Origin of the sequence: Pseudomonas sp. HMSC076A11, assembly GCF_001810205.1 — a bacterium.
GTDB classification, from domain to species: domain Bacteria; phylum Pseudomonadota; class Gammaproteobacteria; order Pseudomonadales; family Pseudomonadaceae; genus Pseudomonas; species Pseudomonas aeruginosa.
The window spans coordinates 1-18,674 of sequence record NZ_KV800275.1; the positions used below are offsets into that span (position 1 = coordinate 1).

Consider the following 18,674-nt stretch of genomic DNA (forward strand, 5'->3'; position numbering starts at 1 on the left):
AAAACCTTGTGGACAGAGGTCGGCCGTACCCCTTGGGCATCGATAAAATTTGATGCAGGGACATGTAGCTCTCGGGCTACAAAATGGGGGCAGGTCACATGCACTCGGAGCCGCTGTGCTGGATGTACACGCCGCGTACCATCTCGTCTTCGGTGCGGCGTGCCCAGTCTTCGGCGTCGCGCTTGGTGCGGAAGGTTTTTTCGTTGGTCGGCCAGTCCGTTTTGCGGACCACGGGAAGGGGGACGATTGTTGCCATCAGATAAGGACTCCAAAGGCAGACTGGCGAACCAGTACTGTACCGATTTTGTACCTTTTGGCCATGGAGCCGTTTATGAGGCCACTACCCTAGAAAGCGCAAAGCCGCGCAGTGCGCGGCTTTGAAGGTGGTGGGCCCACACGGACTCGAACCGTGGACCAAAGGATTATGAGTCCTCTGCTCTAACCGACTGAGCTATAGGCCCCCAGAAGGTCGGCGGATTATACCGGCGCTTCTCGGGGAGCGCCAATCGGCTGGCGCGGTTTGAGGAATTTGCTGGCGAACAGCTCGGCGGGCAGCGGCGGGCTGAGGACGAAGCCCTGGATCTGCTCGCAGCCTTCGTGGGTGAGGAAGCTCTGCTGGCCTTCGGTTTCCACGCCTTCGGCGATCACCGTGAGCTGCATGCTGCGGCCGAGGGCGATGATGGCGCGGGTGATGGCGGCATCGTGGGGATCGTCGGGGAGGCCGCGGATGAACGACTTGTCGATCTTCAGGATGTCCAGCGGCAGGCGCTTGAGGTAGCTGAGCGAGGAGTAGCCGGTGCCGAAGTCGTCGATCGCCAGCTGTACGCCGAGGCGCTTGAGGCCGTGGAGGACGGCGAGGGCCTCCTCGGTCTGGTTCATGATGAAGCTCTCGGTGATTTCCAGTTGCAGCCGCGACGGTTCCAGGCCGGACTGCTCCAGCAGTTGCTCGAGGCGTTCGATCAGTTGCGGCTGGCCGAGCTGGGCGCCGGCGAGGTTGACCGACAGCGGGCCGAACGGCGCGTGCAGCTTTTGCCATTCGCCCATCTGCTGGCAGGCGTGTTCCAGCACCCAGTCGCCGAGGGGCAGGATCAGGCCGCAATCCTCGGCGAGGGGGATGAAGCGCTCCGGGGAAATTTCCCCGAACAGCGGATGGTACCAGCGCACCAGTGCCTCGGCGCCGACCAGCAAGCCGCTCTCCAGGCTCAGCTTGGGTTGGTAGTAGAGCTGCAACTCGTCGCGCTCGAGGGCGCGGCGCAGTTCGGTTTCCAGCGCCATGCGCTCGGTGGCCAGGTAGGTCAGTTCGCGGGTGTAGTACTCGATGCGGCTGCGGCCCCGCGACTTGGCGCGGTACATGGCGGCGTCGGCGTTCTTCACCAGGGTCGGGGCGTCGTCGCCGTCCTTGGGGAACAGGGCGATGCCGACGCTGGCGCTGACGAAGAATTCATGACCGTCGGCCTGGAACGGCGCGGTGAAGGCATTCAGCAGCTTGCGCGCGACGTGCTCGGCGTCGCTTTCCTGGTGCAGGCCTGGGAGCAGGATGATGAATTCGTCGCCCCCCAGGCGGGCCACGGTATCGACGTCGCGCAACTGGTCGCGCAGGCGTTCGGCGATGGCTTTGAGCAGCAGGTCGCCGATGGGATGGCCGAGGCTGTCGTTGATGTGCTTGAAGCGGTCCAGGTCGATGAACAGCACGGCGCCGGGACGACTCTCTTCGCGGGCCTCGTCGAGGGCGTGATTGAGCCGGCTCTCGAACAGCAGGCGATTGGGCAGGCCGGTGAGCGGATCGTGGTGGGCCTGGTAGTCGAGCCGGGCCTGGGCGTACTTGAGGGTGGAGATATCGGCGAAGACGCCGACGAAGTGGGTGATCTCGCCCTGCGGATTGTGTACCGCGCTGATGGTCAGCCATTCGGGGTACAGCTCGCCGGTCTTGCGTCGGTTCCAGATCTCGCCCTGCCAGTGCCCGTCGCGCTCCAGCTGGTTCCACATGGCGAGGTAGAAGCTGGAGTCGTGTTGTCCGGAGGAGAGCAGGCTGGGCGAGCGTCCCAGCGCCTCCTGCTCGCTGTAGCCGGTGATCTCGCTGAAGGCGCGGTTGACCGCGGTGATGCGTTGGCGGGTATCGGTGATCATCACGCCTTCGGCGGTGCTTTCGAAGACGGTGGCGGCCTGCTGCAGCTTCTCCTGCATGAGCTGGCGCTCGGTGATATCGCGGGCGATGGTCAGCACGCAGTCCTCGCCATCGATGCTGATCCGGTGGGCGGACATCTCGCACTGGCGGATGCCACCGTTGCGGTCCCGTACAGGGGCGGTGAAGCCCTGGGTCAGGGTGTGGTGGCGTACCAGCGAGATCAGGCGCTTGCGGTCCTCGGTGTCGACCCACAGGCCGAGTTCGAGCGTGGAGCGGGAGATGACCTCGTCGCGGCGGTAGCCGGTGAGGCGGGTGAAGCCTTCGTTCACGTCGATCAGCGTGCCGTCTTCGAGGCGGCTGATCAGCAGACCGTCGGGGTAGGCATGGAAGGCGTTGGCGAACTTCTCCTCGGAGATCCGCAGCAGTTCCTGGGTCTCCACCAGGTGGGTGATGTCGCGGATCACCACCACCAGCGCCGGGGTCTGGTCGAGGGCCACGTGCTGGGCGCTGAGCAGCGCGCTGAAGGTACTGCCATTGCGGCGCCGCAGGGGCACCTCGAGGTTGGTCAGGTTGCCGTGGCCGAGCTTTTCCAGGACCTGCGGGCCCAGGCCGGGGAGTGCCCAGATGCCCAGTTCGGTGGCGGTCTTGCCGATGGCGTCGTCGGCGGCGATGCCGATCTGCTGCTCGAAGGTGCTGTTCACCGCGAGGAAGCGGCCGTCGGCGCCGTTGGCCAGTACCACCATGTCCGGGCAGTGGTGGAACACCGAAGCGAACTTCTGTTCGGACAGGCGCATGGCCTGCTCGGTGAGCTTGGCCTCGGTGATGTCGATCATCAGACCGCGCAGGAGCAGGTCCCGGCCTTGCGTGATCGGGGTGACCAGATCGCGAATCCAGACCACCCGGCCGTCGGCGGCGAGCATCCGGTAGTCGAAGCTGTGGTCGCGTCCGGCCTGGCTTTCGCTCATGCAGTAGTGGATGGCGTACTCGGCGTCCATGGGGTGCAGGGTCCGCTGCCAGAAGCCCGGCTGCAGCCATTCGCCGAGGGGATAGCCGAGCAGGCGTTCGGCGTGGGGCGAGACGTAGGTGAAGCGGTTCTCCTCGAGGCGCATTTCCCAGGCGATGGCATTCAGGCTTTCCACCAGTCCCCGGTAGTGCTGTTCGCTGTCGCGCAGTTCGCGCTCCAATTGCCGCCGGCGACTCACCTCGCGGCGCAGGCGGCGGTTCATGGCCAGCAGTATGGCGACCGAGACCAGGATCAGCAGGACGATGGGAAGGCCGTAGGTCGCCATCTCGCGCCAGGCCGGACGTCGGTCGAGCAGGCCGCCGACCCAGGGGGCCTGGAGTCGCTCGATCTCCTCGGCGCTGAGGTCGGCGAGGACCTTGTCGACGATCCCGGCGAGGATCGGTTGTCCGCGCGGCACGGCCATCGCCAGTTGGTAGCGGTATGGCGTCTCGCCGCTGATCTCCAGGCCGTTGAGCTTGAGCTGGCGGAGGTTCCATACGCTGGAGGCGAAGTCGCCGACGAAGGCGTCGGCCTGGCCGGTGGCCAGCGCCTGCAGGGCTGCCGCTACCGAAGGCAGCGGCAGCAGGGTGAGGTCGGGATGCTGGGCGATCAGCAGTTCGTGAGGAGCATAGTGGTCGACCACCGCGACCTTGAGCCCGTAGAGCTCGTCGATGCGCTTCGGCATCGGGCCGTTCTTGCGTGCCAGGATGATGATCGGGAAGTCCAGGTAGGGCCGGGTGAAGCTCAGGTACTCCTGGCGCTCCGGGGTAGCCATGATGCCGGGCAGCAGGTCCAGCCGACCGTCCTTGGCCTGCTCCAGGACCTGCGTCCAGGTCTTCGGTTCGACAGGCGTCAGGCTGACGCCCAGGCGTTCCTGCAGCAGGCCGACGTAGCCGGCGGCGAGTCCCTGGTAGCGGCCCTGTTCGTCGCGGAACTCGAATGGCGGCCAGGAGGTGTCCACGCCCAGGCGGATGCTCGGGTGCTCGGCCAGCCAGGCCCGTTCCTCGGGCGTGAGCGTGAGGGCGCCGGCCAGCCCCGGCCAGCAGCAGGCCAGACACAGGAGAAGCACGGCCTGCAGACGCTGCATGAGGCGGTCTCGCGGTGGACGGGAATATAAGCGGAAGTGTAGACGCCGGGCGGCGGGGCAAGCGGCAAAGAAAAACCCCCGGTTTTTCAGGCCGGGGGTTCGTTCGTCACTCGTCGAGGAAGGAGCGCAGGTGCTCGCTTCGCGACGGATGGCGCAGCTTGCGCAACGCCTTGGCTTCGATCTGGCGGATCCGCTCGCGGGTCACATCGAACTGCTTGCCGACTTCCTCGAGGGTGTGGTCGGTGTTCATGTCGATGCCGAAGCGCATGCGCAGCACCTTGGCTTCCCGGGCAGTGAGGCCGGCGAGGACTTCGCGGGTGGATTCCTTGAGGCTCTCGCTGGTCGCCATCTCGATCGGCGACTGCATGGTGGAGTCCTCGATGAAATCGCCCAGGTGCGAATCTTCGTCGTCACCGATCGGGGTTTCCATGGAGATCGGCTCTTTGGCGATCTTCAGTACCTTGCGGATCTTGTCCTCAGGCATGTCCATGCGCTCGCCAAGCTCTTCCGGGGTGGGCTCGCGACCCATTTCCTGGAGCATCTGGCGGGAGATGCGGTTGAGCTTGTTGATCGTCTCGATCATGTGCACCGGGATGCGGATGGTGCGTGCCTGGTCGGCGATCGAACGGGTGATCGCCTGGCGAATCCACCAGGTGGCGTAGGTGGAGAACTTGTAGCCGCGACGGTATTCGAACTTGTCCACCGCCTTCATCAGGCCGATGTTGCCTTCCTGGATCAGGTCGAGGAATTGCAGGCCGCGGTTGGTGTACTTCTTGGCGATGGAAATCACCAGGCGCAGGTTGGCCTCGACCATTTCCTTCTTCGCCCGGCGAGCCTTGGCTTCGCCGATCGACATCGCGCGGTTGATTTCCTTGATCTCGGCGACGGTCAGCTCGACCTCGCTTTCCAGGGCCGCCAGCTTCTGCTGGTTGCGCAGGATGTCGTCGCGCAGGCGCTCGATGGCCTCGGCGTACTTCGGCTTGCTCTTCAGGACGCTGTCGACCCACTTCTCGTCGGTCTCGTGGTTCGGGAACAGGCGCAGGAAGTCGGCACGCGGCATGCGCGCGTCACGCACGCAGAGCTGCATGATGGCGCGTTCCTGGGCGCGCACGCCTTCCAGGGCGGAGCGCACGCGGGCGACCAGGGCGTCGAACTGCTTGGGCACCAGCTTGATCGGCATGAACAGCTCGGCCAGGCCGGTGAGTTCGGCGGTGGCCTGCTTGCTGCCGCGACCGTGCTTCTTCAGGGCCTTCTTGGCCTTGTCGAGCTGCTCGGAGACCGCGGTGAAACGCAGGCGGGCTTCTTCCGGATCCGGACCGCCGTCGCCTTCGTCGTCGCTGTCGCTGCTGTCGTCGCTTTCTTCTTCCTCGTCGTCCTTCTCTTTCGAGTCGGCGGAATCGTCCTTCAGGTTGACCGGCTCCACCTCTTCGGCGGGCAGGCTGCCGTCATCGGGATCGATATAGCCGCTGAGGACATCGGAGAGGCGACCGCCTTCGGCGACGATGCGATTGTAGTCGGCCAGGATGCTGTCCACCGTGCCCGGGAACTGGGCGATGGCGCTCATCACTTCGCGGATGCCTTCCTCGATGCGCTTGGCGATTTCGATCTCGCCTTCGCGGGTCAGCAGTTCCACGGTACCCATTTCACGCATGTACATGCGCACCGGGTCGGTGGTGCGACCGATGTCGCTTTCCACCGCGGCCAGGGCCGCTGCGGCTTCTTCCGCTGCGGCTTCGTCGGTATCCGCCTCGGCCAGCAACAGGGCATCCGCATCCGGGGCTGTCTCGAATACGTTGATCCCCATGTCGTTGATCATGCGGATGATGTCTTCCACCTGTTCCGGATCGGAAATATCCTCCGGCAGGTGGTCGTTGACCTCCGCGTAAGTCAGGTATCCCTGCTCACGGCCTCGGGCGATCAACTCTTTCAGACGAGATTGCTGTTGCGCTTTTCCGGACATAACACCCTATCCACTGAAGGTCTTGGCGGGCAAAAAATAAGCAGAGGATTATACCTGATGCCTGGGCTGAGGCGCCAGTTCAGCTCTGGGAAGGCGATGAAGCGGCAACACTGTAGTGCTCTCTGAGCAAGGCTTTCTCTTCATCGGTCAGTTCACTGTAGCTCTTCTGCATGACGCTGCGTAAACGCTCCTCCCGCTCGCCGAAACGCTGGCTCTCGGAGAGTTTAGTAATGGTGTCGAAGAACTGCTTTTCAAGGTTCTCCTGGACGATCAGCCACTCCTTCTCGCCCAGGGCCTGCAGCAGGCGGCCCTGGGGCGTGCCGTGCCAGCGCGCGATGAGTTGCATCGAGCTCTGCCGCGGGTTCTTCTGCAGGGCTTCCAGCAGGGACACCAGCAACTGGGCGTAGGTATCCTGCTCCCTGGCGAGGGTGCCCGCATCGTCGACCTTCAAGGCCAACTGCGGATGATGCAGCAAGGTGCGCAGGGCGTTGAGGGTGGTGGACTCCACGCTGACCGGCGTTCGTTGCGGCGTCTTGAAGTCGCCGTGGCCGCCTTTGTCCCACTTCTTCTTGCCATCCCACTTCTTGCCGTCCCAGGGCTTCTTGTCCTTGTTCCAGCTCTTGCGCGGTTGCGCCTCGCCATAGCCTGGCGCAGCGTCGAACGGCGCATGGGAGGGCTCGTTCTCGTAGTAGGCGCTGGCGGCGAAATAGTCGTCGCCGTCCAAGGCGCCGCTCGCTCCGTGGTCCATGGACGGCGGCGGCGGGCTGTGGTGCGCCAGTTGTCCGATGTTTTCGCCGGACAGGCCGGTGATTTCCGACAGACGTTGTCGCATCAGCAGGCGCAGGTTGTTCCCGGGAATCTTCTCCAGCAGCGGCGCGGCGAGGGTCGCCAGGTGGGCCTTGCCTTCCAGGGTGGCGGGGTCGGCCTCGAGCATCAGTTGCTGGAAGAAGTACTCCGCCAGCGGCTGGGCCTGCTGGGTGATGCGTGCGCGGAAGGCATCCTCGCCCTCGGCGCGTACCAGGCTGTCCGGGTCCTCGCCCTCGGGGAGGAACAGGAAGCGCACGCGCTTGCCGTCCTGCAGGTTCGGCAGCACCGACTCCAGGGCGCGCCAGGCTGCCTTGCGCCCGGCCTGGTCGCCGTCGAAACAGAACAGGATGCTCGGTACCAGGCGGAACAGGCGCTTGATGTGTTCCTCGCTGGTCGCCGTGCCGAGGGTCGCCACCGCGTTGCGGATGCCTTGCTGGGCCAGGGCGATGACATCCATGTAGCCCTCGACCACCATGATCTCGTCGAGGTCGCGATTCTTCTGCCGGGCCTCGTAGAGTCCGTAGAGTTCCTGGCCCTTGTGGAAGACCGGAGTCTCCGGGGAGTTCAGGTACTTCGGCTTGTCGTCGCCGAGCACCCGGCCGCCGAAGGCGATGATCCGCCCGCGGCTGTCGCGGATCGGGAACATCACGCGATCGCGGAAGCGGTCGTAGCGCTTGCCGGTGTCGCTGTTCTCCACCAGCAGGCCGGCGTCGAGCATGGCCTTGAGTTGCAGGTTGTCGCCACCCAGGTGCTTGAGCAGGTTGTCCCAGCCGGGCGGGGCGAAGCCGAGGCCGAAGTCGCGGGCGATCTCGCCGGTCAGGCCGCGGCCCTTCAGGTAGTTCACCGCTGCCTTGCGCGCCGGGTGGCTTTTCAGCGCCTGCTTGTAGAACTCGGCGGCGGCGCTGAGCAGCGGATAGAGCGGCGAGTCGGTCGGCTGGCGCGGCGTGTGCCCGCGTCCGCCGCGTTCCTCGCGCGGCACGTCCATGCCGGCACGCTTGGCCAGTTCCTCGACCGCCTGGGGGAACTCCAGCTGGTCGTGGTCCATGACGAAGCCGAGCGCGTTGCCGCCGGCGCCGCAGCCGAAGCAGTAGTAGAACTGCTTGTCCGGGCTGACGGTGAACGAGGGAGTCTTTTCCTTGTGGAACGGGCAGCAGGCGCTGTAGTTCTTGCCGGTTTTCTTCAGCTGGATGCGCGAACTCACCACCTCGACGATGTCGGTGCGGTTCAGCAGGTCATCGATGAAGCTTTGCGGTATCAGGCCGGCCATGGTGTTCTCGAAAACGACGGCGCGTGGGCGCAGAGCGGCAGCATAGCAATTATCGCCGGGCCGATCAGGCCGGCGCGGTGTTTCAGGAGGAGAGGCGCGCCTTCAGGCGCTGGCTGACCTGTGCCATGTCGACGCGACCCTGGACCTGCGGTCGCAGCAGGTTCATCGCCTTGCCCATGTCCTGCGGACCCTGGGCGCCGCTGTCGACGATGCTGCGCTCGATCAGGGCGTCGATCTCATGGTCGTCCAGGGGCTTGGGCATGAAGTCCTGGAGCACGAGAATCTCGGCGGCCTCGACCTCGGCGAGGTCCTGGCGGCCGGCGTCGCTGAACTGGCGCTGGGCGTCGCGGCGCTGCTTGATCATCCGGTCGAGGATCAGCAGGGCTCGGGCGTCATCCACCTCGATGCGTTCGTCGACTTCGACGCGCTTGATGTCCGCGAGGGCCAGGCGCAACGTGGTCAGCCGCGGCTTGTCCTGGGCGCGCATGGCGACCTTGACGGCGTCGAGGAGGCGGGATTTGATTTCGCTCATGGCGGAAAGCCGAAAGCCCGGCCGAGGCCGGGCTGAGGCACGATCACTGACGCGTGGGCGTCGAGTGGATCAGTACAGGCGCTCGCGACGGCGCTGTTCGCGCTGTACTTTCTTCGCGTGGCGCTTCACTGCGGCAGCGGCCTTGCGCTTGCGCTCGGCAGTGGGCTTCTCGTAGAACTCGCGGCTGCGAACTTCAGCCAGTACACCTGCTTTTTCGCAGGAGCGCTTGAAACGACGCAGGGCTACGTCGAAGGGTTCGTTCTCTTTTACTTTGACGGCTGGCATCCAGGTCGTACCTTCACTGATTACCGGGGGTTGAACGTACTCCGGCAAGGTGGCGCGGATACGTCGGTTTTCAAGGGTTGCGGATATTAACGGTTCGGCCGGAGGAATGCAAAGCCTCCGATCGAAAAACACTGGTCTGGCGCAAAGCCGCCGATTATCATGCGCGGCTTCGTATTTGCCAAGCTCTAAGGCTCAAGCCCATGCGCGTGCTGGGACTGGAAACGTCCTGCGACGAAACCGGCGTCGCCCTTTACGACAGCGAACGCGGCCTGCTGGCCGACGCGCTGTTCAGTCAGATCGACCTCCATCGCGTCTACGGCGGCGTCGTGCCCGAGCTGGCCTCGCGCGACCACGTCAAGCGCATGCTGCCGCTGATCCGCCAGGTGCTCGACGAGTCCGGCTGCACGCCGGCGGATATCGACGCGATCGCCTATACCGCCGGTCCCGGCCTGGTCGGCGCCCTGCTGGTGGGGGCTTCCTGTGCCCAGGCAATGGCCTTCGCCTGGGGCGTGCCGGCGGTCGGCGTGCACCACATGGAAGGGCACCTGCTGGCGCCGATGCTGGAAGAGCAGCCACCGCGGTTCCCGTTCGTCGCCTTGCTGGTTTCCGGCGGTCACACCCAGTTGGTGCGGGTGGACGGCATCGGTCGCTACCAGTTGCTTGGCGAATCGGTGGACGATGCCGCCGGCGAAGCCTTCGACAAGACCGCCAAGCTGATCGGCCTGGGCTATCCCGGCGGTCCGGAAATCGCCCGCCTGGCGGAGCTCGGCACTCCTGGCCGCTTCGTGTTCCCGCGGCCGATGACCGATCGCCCCGGCCTGGACTTCAGCTTCAGTGGGCTCAAGACCTTTACCCTGAACACCTGGCAGCGTTGCGTCGAGGCCGGCGACGACAGCGAGCAGACCCGCTGCGACATCGCCCTGGCGTTCCAGACCGCGGTGGTCGAGACCCTGCTGATCAAGTGCCGTCGCGCCTTGAAGCAGACCGGCCTGAAGAACCTGGTGATCGCCGGCGGTGTCAGCGCCAACCAGGCGCTGCGCAGCGGCCTGGAAAAGATGCTCGGCGAAATGAAGGGGCAGGTGTTCTACGCCCGCCCGCGCTTCTGCACCGACAATGGCGCGATGATCGCCTACGCCGGCTGCCAGCGCCTGCTCGCCGGCCAGCATGACGGCCCGGCGATCAGCGTCCAGCCGCGCTGGCCGATGGAGTCGCTGCCGGCGGTCTGAGTGGCTGCCAGGTCGCAGTCAGGCAGGTGTCGATGACGCAGCTGGGCCAGACTGCATGAAGTTTTTTCCTTTTATGGATTAGAAATGCCGTTCGCGGCCGGCGAACAGATCGCGTAAGTTGGCGCGGTGCCGCCAGACGATCAGGCCGGTCAGCACGGTCATCGGCAGCAGCGCTCCGGGCTGCTGCCAGGCCAGCAACGGCAGGGTCAGCGGGGTGGCCACCAGCGAGGCGAGCGAGCTGGTGCGCGACAGCTTGAAGGTCAGCAGCCAGGCCGCTGCGGCCAGCAGTACGGCCGGCGGATAGAGGCCGAGGAGCATGCCCGCGGCGGTGGCGACACCCTTGCCGCCGCGGAAGTTGAAGTACAGCGGATACAGGTGGCCGATCACGGCGGCGATGCCGACCCAGGCCTCCTCCATCACGCCGAGCCCCAGCCAGCGGGCGACCAGCACCGGCAACAGGCCTTTGCCGACGTCGCCGAGCAGGGTCAGGATGGCGAGTTTCTTCCCGGCGACGCGCAGCATGTTGGTCGCGCCGGGGTTGCCGGAACCGCTGGCGCGCGGGTCCTGGGTGCCGAACCAGCGGCTGAGCAGGACGGCGAAGGAGAGGGAACCGAGCAGGTAGGCGAGGATCGCCAGTAGCCAGACCATGGATTCCACCGAGGACGAGGATGTCCTCGATTCTAACGGGGCGGCGCACGCTTGTCGTGGCATCCCTTGGAGCGGGTAGCGAAGTGGACAGAGTTTTTATCGAAGGCTTGGAGGTCGATACCGTCATCGGCGTGTACGACTGGGAGCGCGGCATCCGTCAGTGCCTGCGCCTGGACCTGACCCTGGGCTGGGACAACCGTCCGGCCGCCGCGGGCGACGATCTCGCCCTGGCGCTGGACTATGCCGCGTTGTCCGAGCGGGTGCAGGAGTTCGCCCGGGAATCGCATTTCCAGTTGGTGGAAACCTTCGCCGAGCGCCTCGCCGAGGTACTGATGGGCGAGCGCGGCATTCCCTGGCTGCGCATCCGCGTGACCAAGCCCGGCGCGGTGCCGGCGGCCCGTGGCGTTGGCGTGGAGATCGAACGCGGATGTCGCTGATCCCGGTCTACCTCGGCCTCGGCAGCAATGTCGAGCGTGAGCGCCACCTGCGTGCCGGCCTCGATGCGCTGGCCGGTTTCCTTCATGACCTGCGTTGCTCGCCGGTGTTCGAGAGCGAGCCGGTGGGTATCAAGAGCGGGCCGTTCTTCAACCTGGTGGTGTCTGCCCGCACCGATCTGCCGCTGGCCGAACTGAGCCTGCGACTCAAGCACATCGAGGCCGACAATGGCCGCTATGCGCCAGAGCGCAAGGGGCTGCCGCTGGATATCGACGTGCTGTTCTACGGCGACCTGGTGGGCGATTTCGATGGCCTGGTGCTGCCGCGCGCCGAAGTGCTGAAGAACGCTTTCGTGCTCTGGCCCTTGTCCGAGCTGGCGCCGAACCTGGAGCATCCGGTCGCCCGCCAGCCGCTGGGCGATCTCTGGCGCGAGACGAGGATCCAGCAGAAGCTCTGGCCGGCGCCATTCGAATGGCGTGGCCAGGCGTTGACTCCCGAAGCGCTGCTTCAGGCCTTTCCGCGTTCTTCCTTGTAGGCCTTGAGTGCGGCGAGGCGCGCACGCTTCAGCGCCTCGCCCAGTTCCGCGCCCTTCAAGCCCTTTTCCACCAGCGGCTTCACGCTGACTGCCCGCGCTGCCTGCGCCGCGCCGAGCAGGTAGGCGGCCTGCGGATAGTCCCGCTGTTCCAGGCCGAGGCGGCCGCGCGCGTCCATCTCGCTGGCGGCGACGAACTCCTCGAAACGCTGCGGGCGGCGATACACGTCGAAGCTCTGCAACAGCTCCAGCAGTGTATTCGGGCGCAGCTCCAGCGCCCGATGGGCGTGGGTGTGGTACTCGCCCACCAGGCGCGCCAGTTCCTGGCAGTCGCGCGGCACCCTGAAGCGCTGGTTCACCGCATCGATCAACGGCACGCCGCGAGCCTCGTGGGCGATATGGCGGGGCCAGTCCGCTTCGCTGGTGAGTCCCTTGCCCAGGTCGTGCAGGAGGCAAGCCCAGCGTACGCTGAGCGGCTGCCGGTGGCGGGCGCATTGCTGCAATACCGACAGGACATGGACGCCGGTATCGATTTCCGGATGGTGGGCCGCCGGCTGCGGTACGCCGAACAGCGCCTCGACTTCCGGGATCAGTTCGGCCAGGGCGCCGCAGTCGTGCAGGACCTGGATGAAGACCTCGGGGTTGGGTTCCATCAGGGCTCGGGAAATTTCCTTCCAACTGCGCTCCGGGGTCAGCGCCTGCAACTCGCCGGATTCCGCCAGTTGGCGCATCAGGGCGAGGGTTTCGGCGGCGATCCGGAAGCCCAGGCCGGCGTAGCGGGCGGCGAAGCGCGCTACGCGCAGGACCCGCAGGGGATCCTCGGCGAACGCCGGGGAAACGTGGCGCAGCAGGCGCGCCTCGAGGTCTGCCTGGCCGCCGTAGGGATCTATTACCCGGCCCTGTTCGTCCTCGGCCATGGCGTTGATGGTCAGGTCACGGCGAGTCAGGTCTTCCTCCAGGGTCACCTCGGGGCTGGCATGGAAGGTGAAGCCGCCGTAGCCGCGCCCGCTCTTCCGCTCGGTGCGCGCCAGGGCGTATTCCTCGCCGCTCTGCGGATGAAGGAAGACCGGGAAGTCGGCGCCCACCGGGCGGTAGCCGCGGGCTAGCATCTCGTCGCTGCTGGCACCGACCACCACCCAGTCGATATCGGTGACCGGACGGCCGAGAAGGCGATCGCGCACGGCGCCGCCGACCTTGTAAATCTGCATGGGAATCCTCCGCGTGATAGGCGGAAGTCTACCCCAGGGTGTCCTAGCGGGCGCGTGGAAGCTGCCGGAGCAGGGCGCCGACCGCCAGTTCGAGCTGTTCCGGATTGGCCCTGGCGGGGCTGAGGCCGGTGCTTACCATGCCTTCCCAGAGAACGCGCTCCTCCAGGTCGACCAGGCGCACGCGCAATGTTCCGGTTTCGTCGCGCAGGCGGTGGATCGCCAGATAAGGCCCCATGCCGGAGGTGGGCGGAAGGTCGGGGCGGAATTCCAGCGGTGCGTCGCGCAGCGCCAGCCAGTAGTAGACGCGGAATTGCGGGGTAGCGCTCTCGTGGTAGCCGTGGGCCGCCAGCCCCTGGCGCAGCTCTGCGTTTATCAGCGGATAGCGGTTGCGGTAGGGCAGGGCGTCGACCGCCTGTTCCGGCGGCATCAACTGGAAACCTTGCAGGCCGGGCAATCCGGCGCTGGCCGGATGGGTCACCCGGGCGCTGGGGATGTGGCTGGCGCAGGTGGCCAGGACGAGGCAGAGCAGGACGATGGCGAACAGGCGCATGGCGGCTCCCGTGGACGGCCGGCTTCTTGTTCTGCTGTGGGCGGCCCCGACCGTGCCGGCATGCTGGCCGGCGGTCGGGGCGGACGTCAACCGATCAAATGGGCGGGATGATCAGGTCCAGGCGCGGGTAGCCTTCCTCGCCTTCGCTGGCGCCCTTGGGCGGCATGTGGTGGGTCTGCACGAGCTGGTCGCCCTGCAGGGTCTCCAGGTGGATATCGAAGCCCCACAAGCGATGCAGGTGCTTGAGCACGTCGGCGGTGGAGTCGCTCAGCGGCTGGCGGTCGAACTGCTGGTGGCGCAGGGTCAGCGAGCGGTCGCCGCGACGGTCGACGTTCCAGATCTGGATGTTCGGCTCGCGGTTGCCGAGGTTGTACTGCGCCGCCAGGGTCTCGCGGATGGTGCGGTAGCCGGCTTCGTCGTGGATCGCCGCGACCAGCAGGTCGTCCTTCTGGTCGTCGTCGAGAATGCTGAACAGCTTCAGGTCGCGAATCACCTTGGGCGAGAGGAACTGCAGGATGAAGCTTTCGTCCTTGAAGCTCTTCATGGCGAACTTCAGCGTGGCCAGCCAGTCGCTGCCGGCGATATCCGGGAACCAGCGGCGGTCCTCGTCGGTAGGTTCCTCGCAGATGCGGCGGATGTCGCGGTACATGGCGAAGCCCAGGGCGTAGGGGTTGATGCCGCTGTAGTAGGGGCTGTCGAAGGACGGCTGGTAGACCACGCTGGTGTGGTATTGCAAGAACTCCATCATGAAGCCGTCGTTGACCAGGCCTTCGTCGTAGAGGTCGTTGAGCAGCGTGTAGTGCCAGAAGGTCGCCCAGCCTTCGTTCATCACCTGGGTCTGGCGTTGCGGGTAGAAATACTGGGCGATCTTGCGCACGATGCGGATCACCTCGCGCTGCCAGGGCTCCAGCAGCGGCGCGTTCTTCTCGATGAAGTAGAGGATGTTCTCCTGCGGCTCGCTCGGATAGCGCGCCATGGATTGTTCCTTATCCTTGCCGCCGACGCGCGGGATGGTCCGCCAGAGGTCGTTGACCTGGCGCTGGATCAGTTCCTCGCGCTCCTTCTGCCGCTGCCGCTCCTCTTCCGCGGAAATCGGGTAGGGACGCTTGTAGCGGTCGACACCGTAGTTCATCAGGGCGTGGCAGGAGTCGAGCAGGTCTTCCACCGCGTCGATCCCGTAGCGCTCCTCGCACTGCATGATGTACTGCTTGGCGAACACCAGGTAATCGATGATCGAACTGGCATCGGTCCAGGTGCGGAACAGGTAGTTGCCCTTGAAGAAACTGTTGTGCCCGTAGCAGGCGTGGGCGATCACCAGCGCCTGCATGTACTGGGTGTTTTCCTCCATCAGGTAGGCGATGCAGGGGTCGGAGTTGATCACGATCTCGTAGGCCAGGCCCATCTGGCCACGCTTGTAGTTCTTTTCCGTGCTGAGGAAGTGCTTGCCGTAGGACCAGTGATTATAGCCGATCGGCATGCCCACCGAGGCGTAGGCGTCCATCATCTGCTCGGCGGTGATCACCTCGATCTGGTTCGGATAGGTATCCAGGGCATAGCGCTCGGCGATCCTGCTGATTTCCCGGTCGTACTGCTGGATCAGCTCGAAGGTCCATTCCGAGCCGGTGGCGATGGGCTGGCGCTTGCTCATGCGACGAGCCTCCTCTGGAACAGCTCGCGGAACACCGGGTAGATGTCCGATGCCGAGACGATCTGCTGCTGGGCGAAGCTGTCTTCGAAGGCTTCGCGCACGCGCTCGTACTCGAACCACAGGGCCTGGTGTTCGCGCGGGGTGATCTCGACGTAGGTGTAGTACTGGACGAACGGCATGATCTGCTTGAGGAGGATGTCCCGGCACACCGGCGAGTCGTCGTTCCAGTTGTCGCCGTCCGAGGCCTGGGCGGCGTAGATGTTCCACTCATGGGTCGGATAACGCTCGGCCATGATCTCCTGCATCATCTTCAGCGCGCTGGAGACGATAGTGCCGCCGGTCTCGCGGGAGTAGAAGAACTCCTCCTCGTCGACCTCGCGGGCGCTGGTGTGGTGGCGGATGAACACCACTTCGATCTTCTCGTAGTTCCGCTTGAGGAACAGGTAGAGCAGGATGAAGAAGCGCTTGGCGATGTCCTTGGTCGCCTGGGTCATCGAGCCGGAGACGTCCATCAGGCAGAACATCACCGCCTTGGAGGTGGGGTTGGGCTGCTTGACCAGCAGGTTGTACTTGAGATCGAAGGTATCGAGGAACGGTACCCGGTCGATGCGCGCGCGGAGCTTGGCGATTTCCAGCTCGAGTTCCTGGATATCGCCGAGGTTGTCCGGCTCTTCGCGCTTGATTCGCTCCAGTTCCTTCAGCGCCGCGCGCAGCTTGGCCCGGCTGCCGCCGGACAGCGCGATGCGCCGCGCATGGGCCGAGCGCAGGGTGCGGACGATGTTGATGCGCGACGGGTTGCCGTCGTTGCTGATGCCGGCGCGGACGGTCTTGAAGGTGTCGGTGCCGGTGATGTGGCGCTTGACCAGGTTGGGCAGCTCCAGGTCCTCGAACATGAAGTCGAGGAACTCCTCCTGGGTGATCTGGAAGACGAAGTCGTCCATGCCTTCGCCGCTGTTGCTGGCCTTGCCGCCGCCGCGGCCACCCCCGCCGCCGGATGGGCGGGCGATGTGCTCGCCGGCGGTGAATTCCTTGTTGCCGGGGTGGACGACGGTCTGCCGCCCGCCGCGGCCATGGTGCAGCACCGGTTCGTCGATATCGCGCCCGGGAATGCTGATCTGCTCGCCGTGCTCCATGTCGGTGATGGAACGCCGGCTGACGGCCTCCTCGACGGCCTTCTTGATGTGTTCACGGTAGCGCCTCAGGAAGCGCTGGCGGTTCACCGTGCTCTTGTTCTTGCCGTTCAGACGCCGGTCGATGACGTAGCTCATGAATGCTCCTCAGGGCCTGTGGCGCCCCGCCGGAGCGGAGGCGCCGAGGTCCGAATGCGACGGCGACCGGTACGGTCGCAGCGACCGTACCGATGGCAGACTACTGCGACTTGCGAACCCGCAGGTACCATTCCGACAGCAGGCGGACCTGCTTCTCGGTGTAGCCGCGCTCGACCATGCGTTTGACGAAGTCGTTGTGCTTCTGCTGGTCCTCCTTGCTGGCCTTGGCGTTGAAGCTGATGACCGGAAGCAGGTCCTCGGTGTTGGAGAACATCTTCTTCTCGATCACCACGCGCAGCTTCTCGTAGGACAGCCAGCTCGGGTTCTTGCCGTTGTTGCCGGCGCGGGCGCGCAGCACGAAGTTGACGATCTCGTTGCGGAAGTCCTTCGGGTTGCTGATGCCCGCGGGTTTCTCGATCTTCTCCAGTTCCTCGTTGAGGGCGGCGCGGTTGAGGATCTCGCCGGTTTCCGGGTCGCGGTATTCCTGATCCTGGATCCAGAAGTCGGCGTACAGCACATAGCGGTCGAAGATGTTCTGACCGTATTCGCTGTAGGACTCCAGGTAGGCGGTCTGGATTTCCTTGCCGATGAACTCGACGTAGCGCGGCGCCAGGTATTCCTTGATGAAGCGCAGGTAGCGCTCGCGGGTTTCCGGCTGGAACTGTTCCTGCTCGATCTGCTGTTCGAGGACGTAGAGCAGGTGCACCGGGTTGGCCGCTACCTCGTGCGGGTCGAAGTTGAATACCTTGGAGAGGATCTTGAAGGCGAAGCGGGTGGAAAGCCCGGCCATGCCTTCGTCGACCCCGGCCGAGTCGCGGTATTCCTGGATCGACTTGGCCTTGGGATCGGTATCTTTCAGGTTTTCGCCGTCATATACCCGCATCTTCGAGTAGATATTCGAGTTTTCCGGCTCTTTCAGCCTCGACAGCACGGAGAACTGCGAGAGCATCTTCAGGGTGTCCGGCGCGCAGTGGGCATGCGCCAGCGAGCTGTTGACCAGCAACTTATCGTAGATCTTGATCTCGTCCGCCACGCGCAGGCAGTACGGCACCTTGACGATGTAGATGCGGTCGATGAAGGCCTCGTTGTTTTTGTTGTTGCGGAAGCTGTGCCATTCCGACTCGTTGGAGTGAGCCAGGATGATGCCGCTGTAGGGCAGGGCGCCGAGGCCTTCGGTGCTGTTGTAGTTGCCTTCCTGGGTCGCGGTCAGCAGCGGGTGCAGGACCTTGATCGGGGCCTTGAACATCTCGACGAATTCCATCAGGCCCTGGTTGGCCCGGCAGAGGGCGCCCGAATAGCTGTAGGCGTCCGCGTCGTTCTGCGGGTATTCCTCCAGCTTGCGGATGTCGACCTTGCCGACCAGCGCGGATATGTCCTGGTTGTTCTCGTCGCCGGGTTCGGTCTTGGCGATGGCGATCTGGTTGAGGATCGAGGGGTACAGCTTGACCACGCGGAACTGGCTGATGTCGCCGCCGAACTCGTTGAGGCGCTTGGTTGCCCAGGGCGACATGATCGAGCGCAGGTAGCGCCTCGGGATGCCGTAGTCCTCCTCGAGGATGGCGCCGTCTTCGTCGGGGTTGAACAAGCCCAGCGGCGACTCGAAGACCGGCGAGCCCTTGATCGCGTAGAAGGGCACCTTCTCCATCAGTTGCTTGAGTTTTTCCGCCAGGGAGGATTTACCGCCGCCGACCGGGCCGAGCAGGTAAAGGATCTGCTTCTTCTCCTCCAGGCCCTGGGCCGCATGGCGGAAGAACGCGACGATCTGGTCGATGCATTCCTCCATGCCGTGGAAGTCGGCGAACGCCGGGTAGCGGCGAATCACCTTGTTGGAGAAGATCCGCGACAGCCTGGAGTCCACCGAGGTGTCCAGCAATTCCGGCTCGCCGATCGCCATCAGCAGGCGCTCGGCGGCAGAGGCATAGGCTGTCTTGTCTTGCTTGCAGAGGTCGAGATATTCCTGGAGGGAATATTCCTCTTGGCGGGTCGCTTCGAAGCGTTCCTGGAAGTGACTGAAAATGCTCATGACGTCTCCTCGCTCGATGCAGTGAGCCGGCGCGGGATCGGTCGTGCGGGTGCGGGGGGGCCGCCAGCCA

Annotated in this window: 15 protein-coding genes and 1 tRNA gene; 3 read left to right on the forward strand and 13 right to left on the reverse strand. The window is 64.9% G+C overall.

Annotation, left to right across the window (positions count from 1 at the left end; all coding sequences use genetic code 11):
- Positions 1-94: 94 nt before the first annotated feature.
- From HMPREF2716_RS04740 to rpsU, 7 genes are all read right to left on the reverse strand, one after another.
- Positions 95-232, reverse strand: a complete 138-nt coding sequence (locus HMPREF2716_RS04740; RefSeq protein ID WP_023435446.1) for a hypothetical protein — start codon at positions 230-232, stop codon at positions 95-97.
- A gap of 152 nt (positions 233-384) precedes the next feature.
- Positions 385-461: transfer RNA gene (locus HMPREF2716_RS04745), tRNA-Ile, on the reverse strand.
- Between the two features lie 16 nt (positions 462-477).
- The gene (locus HMPREF2716_RS04750; RefSeq protein WP_023518323.1) at positions 478-4,215 is read right to left on the reverse strand and encodes an EAL domain-containing protein; all 3,738 of its coding nucleotides are present in this window, start codon (positions 4,213-4,215) and stop codon (positions 478-480) included.
- Positions 4,216-4,321: 106 nt separating this feature from the next.
- Complete coding sequence (gene rpoD / locus HMPREF2716_RS04755; RefSeq protein ID WP_003085035.1) at positions 4,322-6,175, reverse strand: RNA polymerase sigma factor RpoD; 1,854 nt, start codon at positions 6,173-6,175, stop codon at positions 4,322-4,324.
- Positions 6,176-6,254: 79 nt separating this feature from the next.
- Entirely contained in the window at positions 6,255-8,249 is a 1,995-nt protein-coding gene (gene dnaG, locus HMPREF2716_RS04760; RefSeq protein ID WP_023518324.1) for a DNA primase, read from the reverse strand.
- 82 nt (positions 8,250-8,331) lie between these two features.
- Positions 8,332-8,781, reverse strand: coding sequence for a GatB/YqeY domain-containing protein (locus HMPREF2716_RS04765; protein WP_003085042.1), 450 nt, complete (start codon positions 8,779-8,781; stop codon positions 8,332-8,334).
- A 69-nt stretch (positions 8,782-8,850) separates the two neighbouring features.
- Complete coding sequence (rpsU, locus tag HMPREF2716_RS04770; RefSeq protein WP_003085057.1) at positions 8,851-9,066, reverse strand: 30S ribosomal protein S21; 216 nt, start codon at positions 9,064-9,066, stop codon at positions 8,851-8,853.
- Positions 9,067-9,266: 200 nt separating this feature from the next.
- On the opposite strand from rpsU, the gene tsaD reads away from it, so the two are divergent.
- The gene (gene tsaD / locus HMPREF2716_RS04775; RefSeq protein ID WP_003129196.1) at positions 9,267-10,292 is read left to right on the forward strand and encodes a tRNA (adenosine(37)-N6)-threonylcarbamoyltransferase complex transferase subunit TsaD; all 1,026 of its coding nucleotides are present in this window, start codon (positions 9,267-9,269) and stop codon (positions 10,290-10,292) included.
- Between the two features lie 78 nt (positions 10,293-10,370).
- Here the strand turns inward: tsaD and plsY are convergent, their stop codons facing one another.
- Complete coding sequence (plsY, locus tag HMPREF2716_RS04780; RefSeq protein WP_003085061.1) at positions 10,371-10,940, reverse strand: glycerol-3-phosphate 1-O-acyltransferase PlsY; 570 nt, start codon at positions 10,938-10,940, stop codon at positions 10,371-10,373.
- A gap of 83 nt (positions 10,941-11,023) precedes the next feature.
- Here plsY and folB point away from each other — a divergent pair, with 83 nt between their 5' ends.
- The gene (gene folB, locus HMPREF2716_RS04785; protein ID WP_003099587.1) at positions 11,024-11,377 is read left to right on the forward strand and encodes a dihydroneopterin aldolase; all 354 of its coding nucleotides are present in this window, start codon (positions 11,024-11,026) and stop codon (positions 11,375-11,377) included.
- Positions 11,368-11,910: a 2-amino-4-hydroxy-6-hydroxymethyldihydropteridine diphosphokinase gene (gene folK / locus HMPREF2716_RS04790; protein ID WP_003137363.1), complete on the forward strand. Its 543-nt coding sequence runs from the start codon at positions 11,368-11,370 to the stop codon at positions 11,908-11,910. Before folB ends, folK begins: the two co-directional genes overlap by 10 nt.
- On the opposite strand, the gene HMPREF2716_RS04795 is transcribed toward folK, so the two are convergent.
- From HMPREF2716_RS04795 to HMPREF2716_RS04815, 5 genes are all read right to left on the reverse strand, one after another.
- Entirely contained in the window at positions 11,883-13,115 is a 1,233-nt protein-coding gene (locus tag HMPREF2716_RS04795) for a multifunctional CCA addition/repair protein (protein WP_003117955.1), read from the reverse strand. The genes folK and HMPREF2716_RS04795 overlap by 28 nt on opposite strands.
- A 43-nt stretch (positions 13,116-13,158) precedes the next feature.
- Positions 13,159-13,665, reverse strand: coding sequence for a DUF4136 domain-containing protein (locus HMPREF2716_RS04800; protein WP_003085071.1), 507 nt, complete (start codon positions 13,663-13,665; stop codon positions 13,159-13,161).
- Positions 13,666-13,759: 94 nt separating this feature from the next.
- Positions 13,760-15,313: a SpoVR family protein gene (locus HMPREF2716_RS04805; protein WP_070621830.1), complete on the reverse strand. Its 1,554-nt coding sequence runs from the start codon at positions 15,311-15,313 to the stop codon at positions 13,760-13,762.
- The gene (locus tag HMPREF2716_RS04810; protein WP_003099579.1) at positions 15,310-16,581 is read right to left on the reverse strand and encodes a YeaH/YhbH family protein; all 1,272 of its coding nucleotides are present in this window, start codon (positions 16,579-16,581) and stop codon (positions 15,310-15,312) included. Before HMPREF2716_RS04810 ends, HMPREF2716_RS04805 begins: the two co-directional genes overlap by 4 nt.
- Before the next feature lie 100 nt (positions 16,582-16,681).
- The gene (locus tag HMPREF2716_RS04815) at positions 16,682-18,604 is read right to left on the reverse strand and encodes a PrkA family serine protein kinase (RefSeq protein WP_003085078.1); all 1,923 of its coding nucleotides are present in this window, start codon (positions 18,602-18,604) and stop codon (positions 16,682-16,684) included.
- Positions 18,605-18,674: the final 70 nt, after the last annotated feature.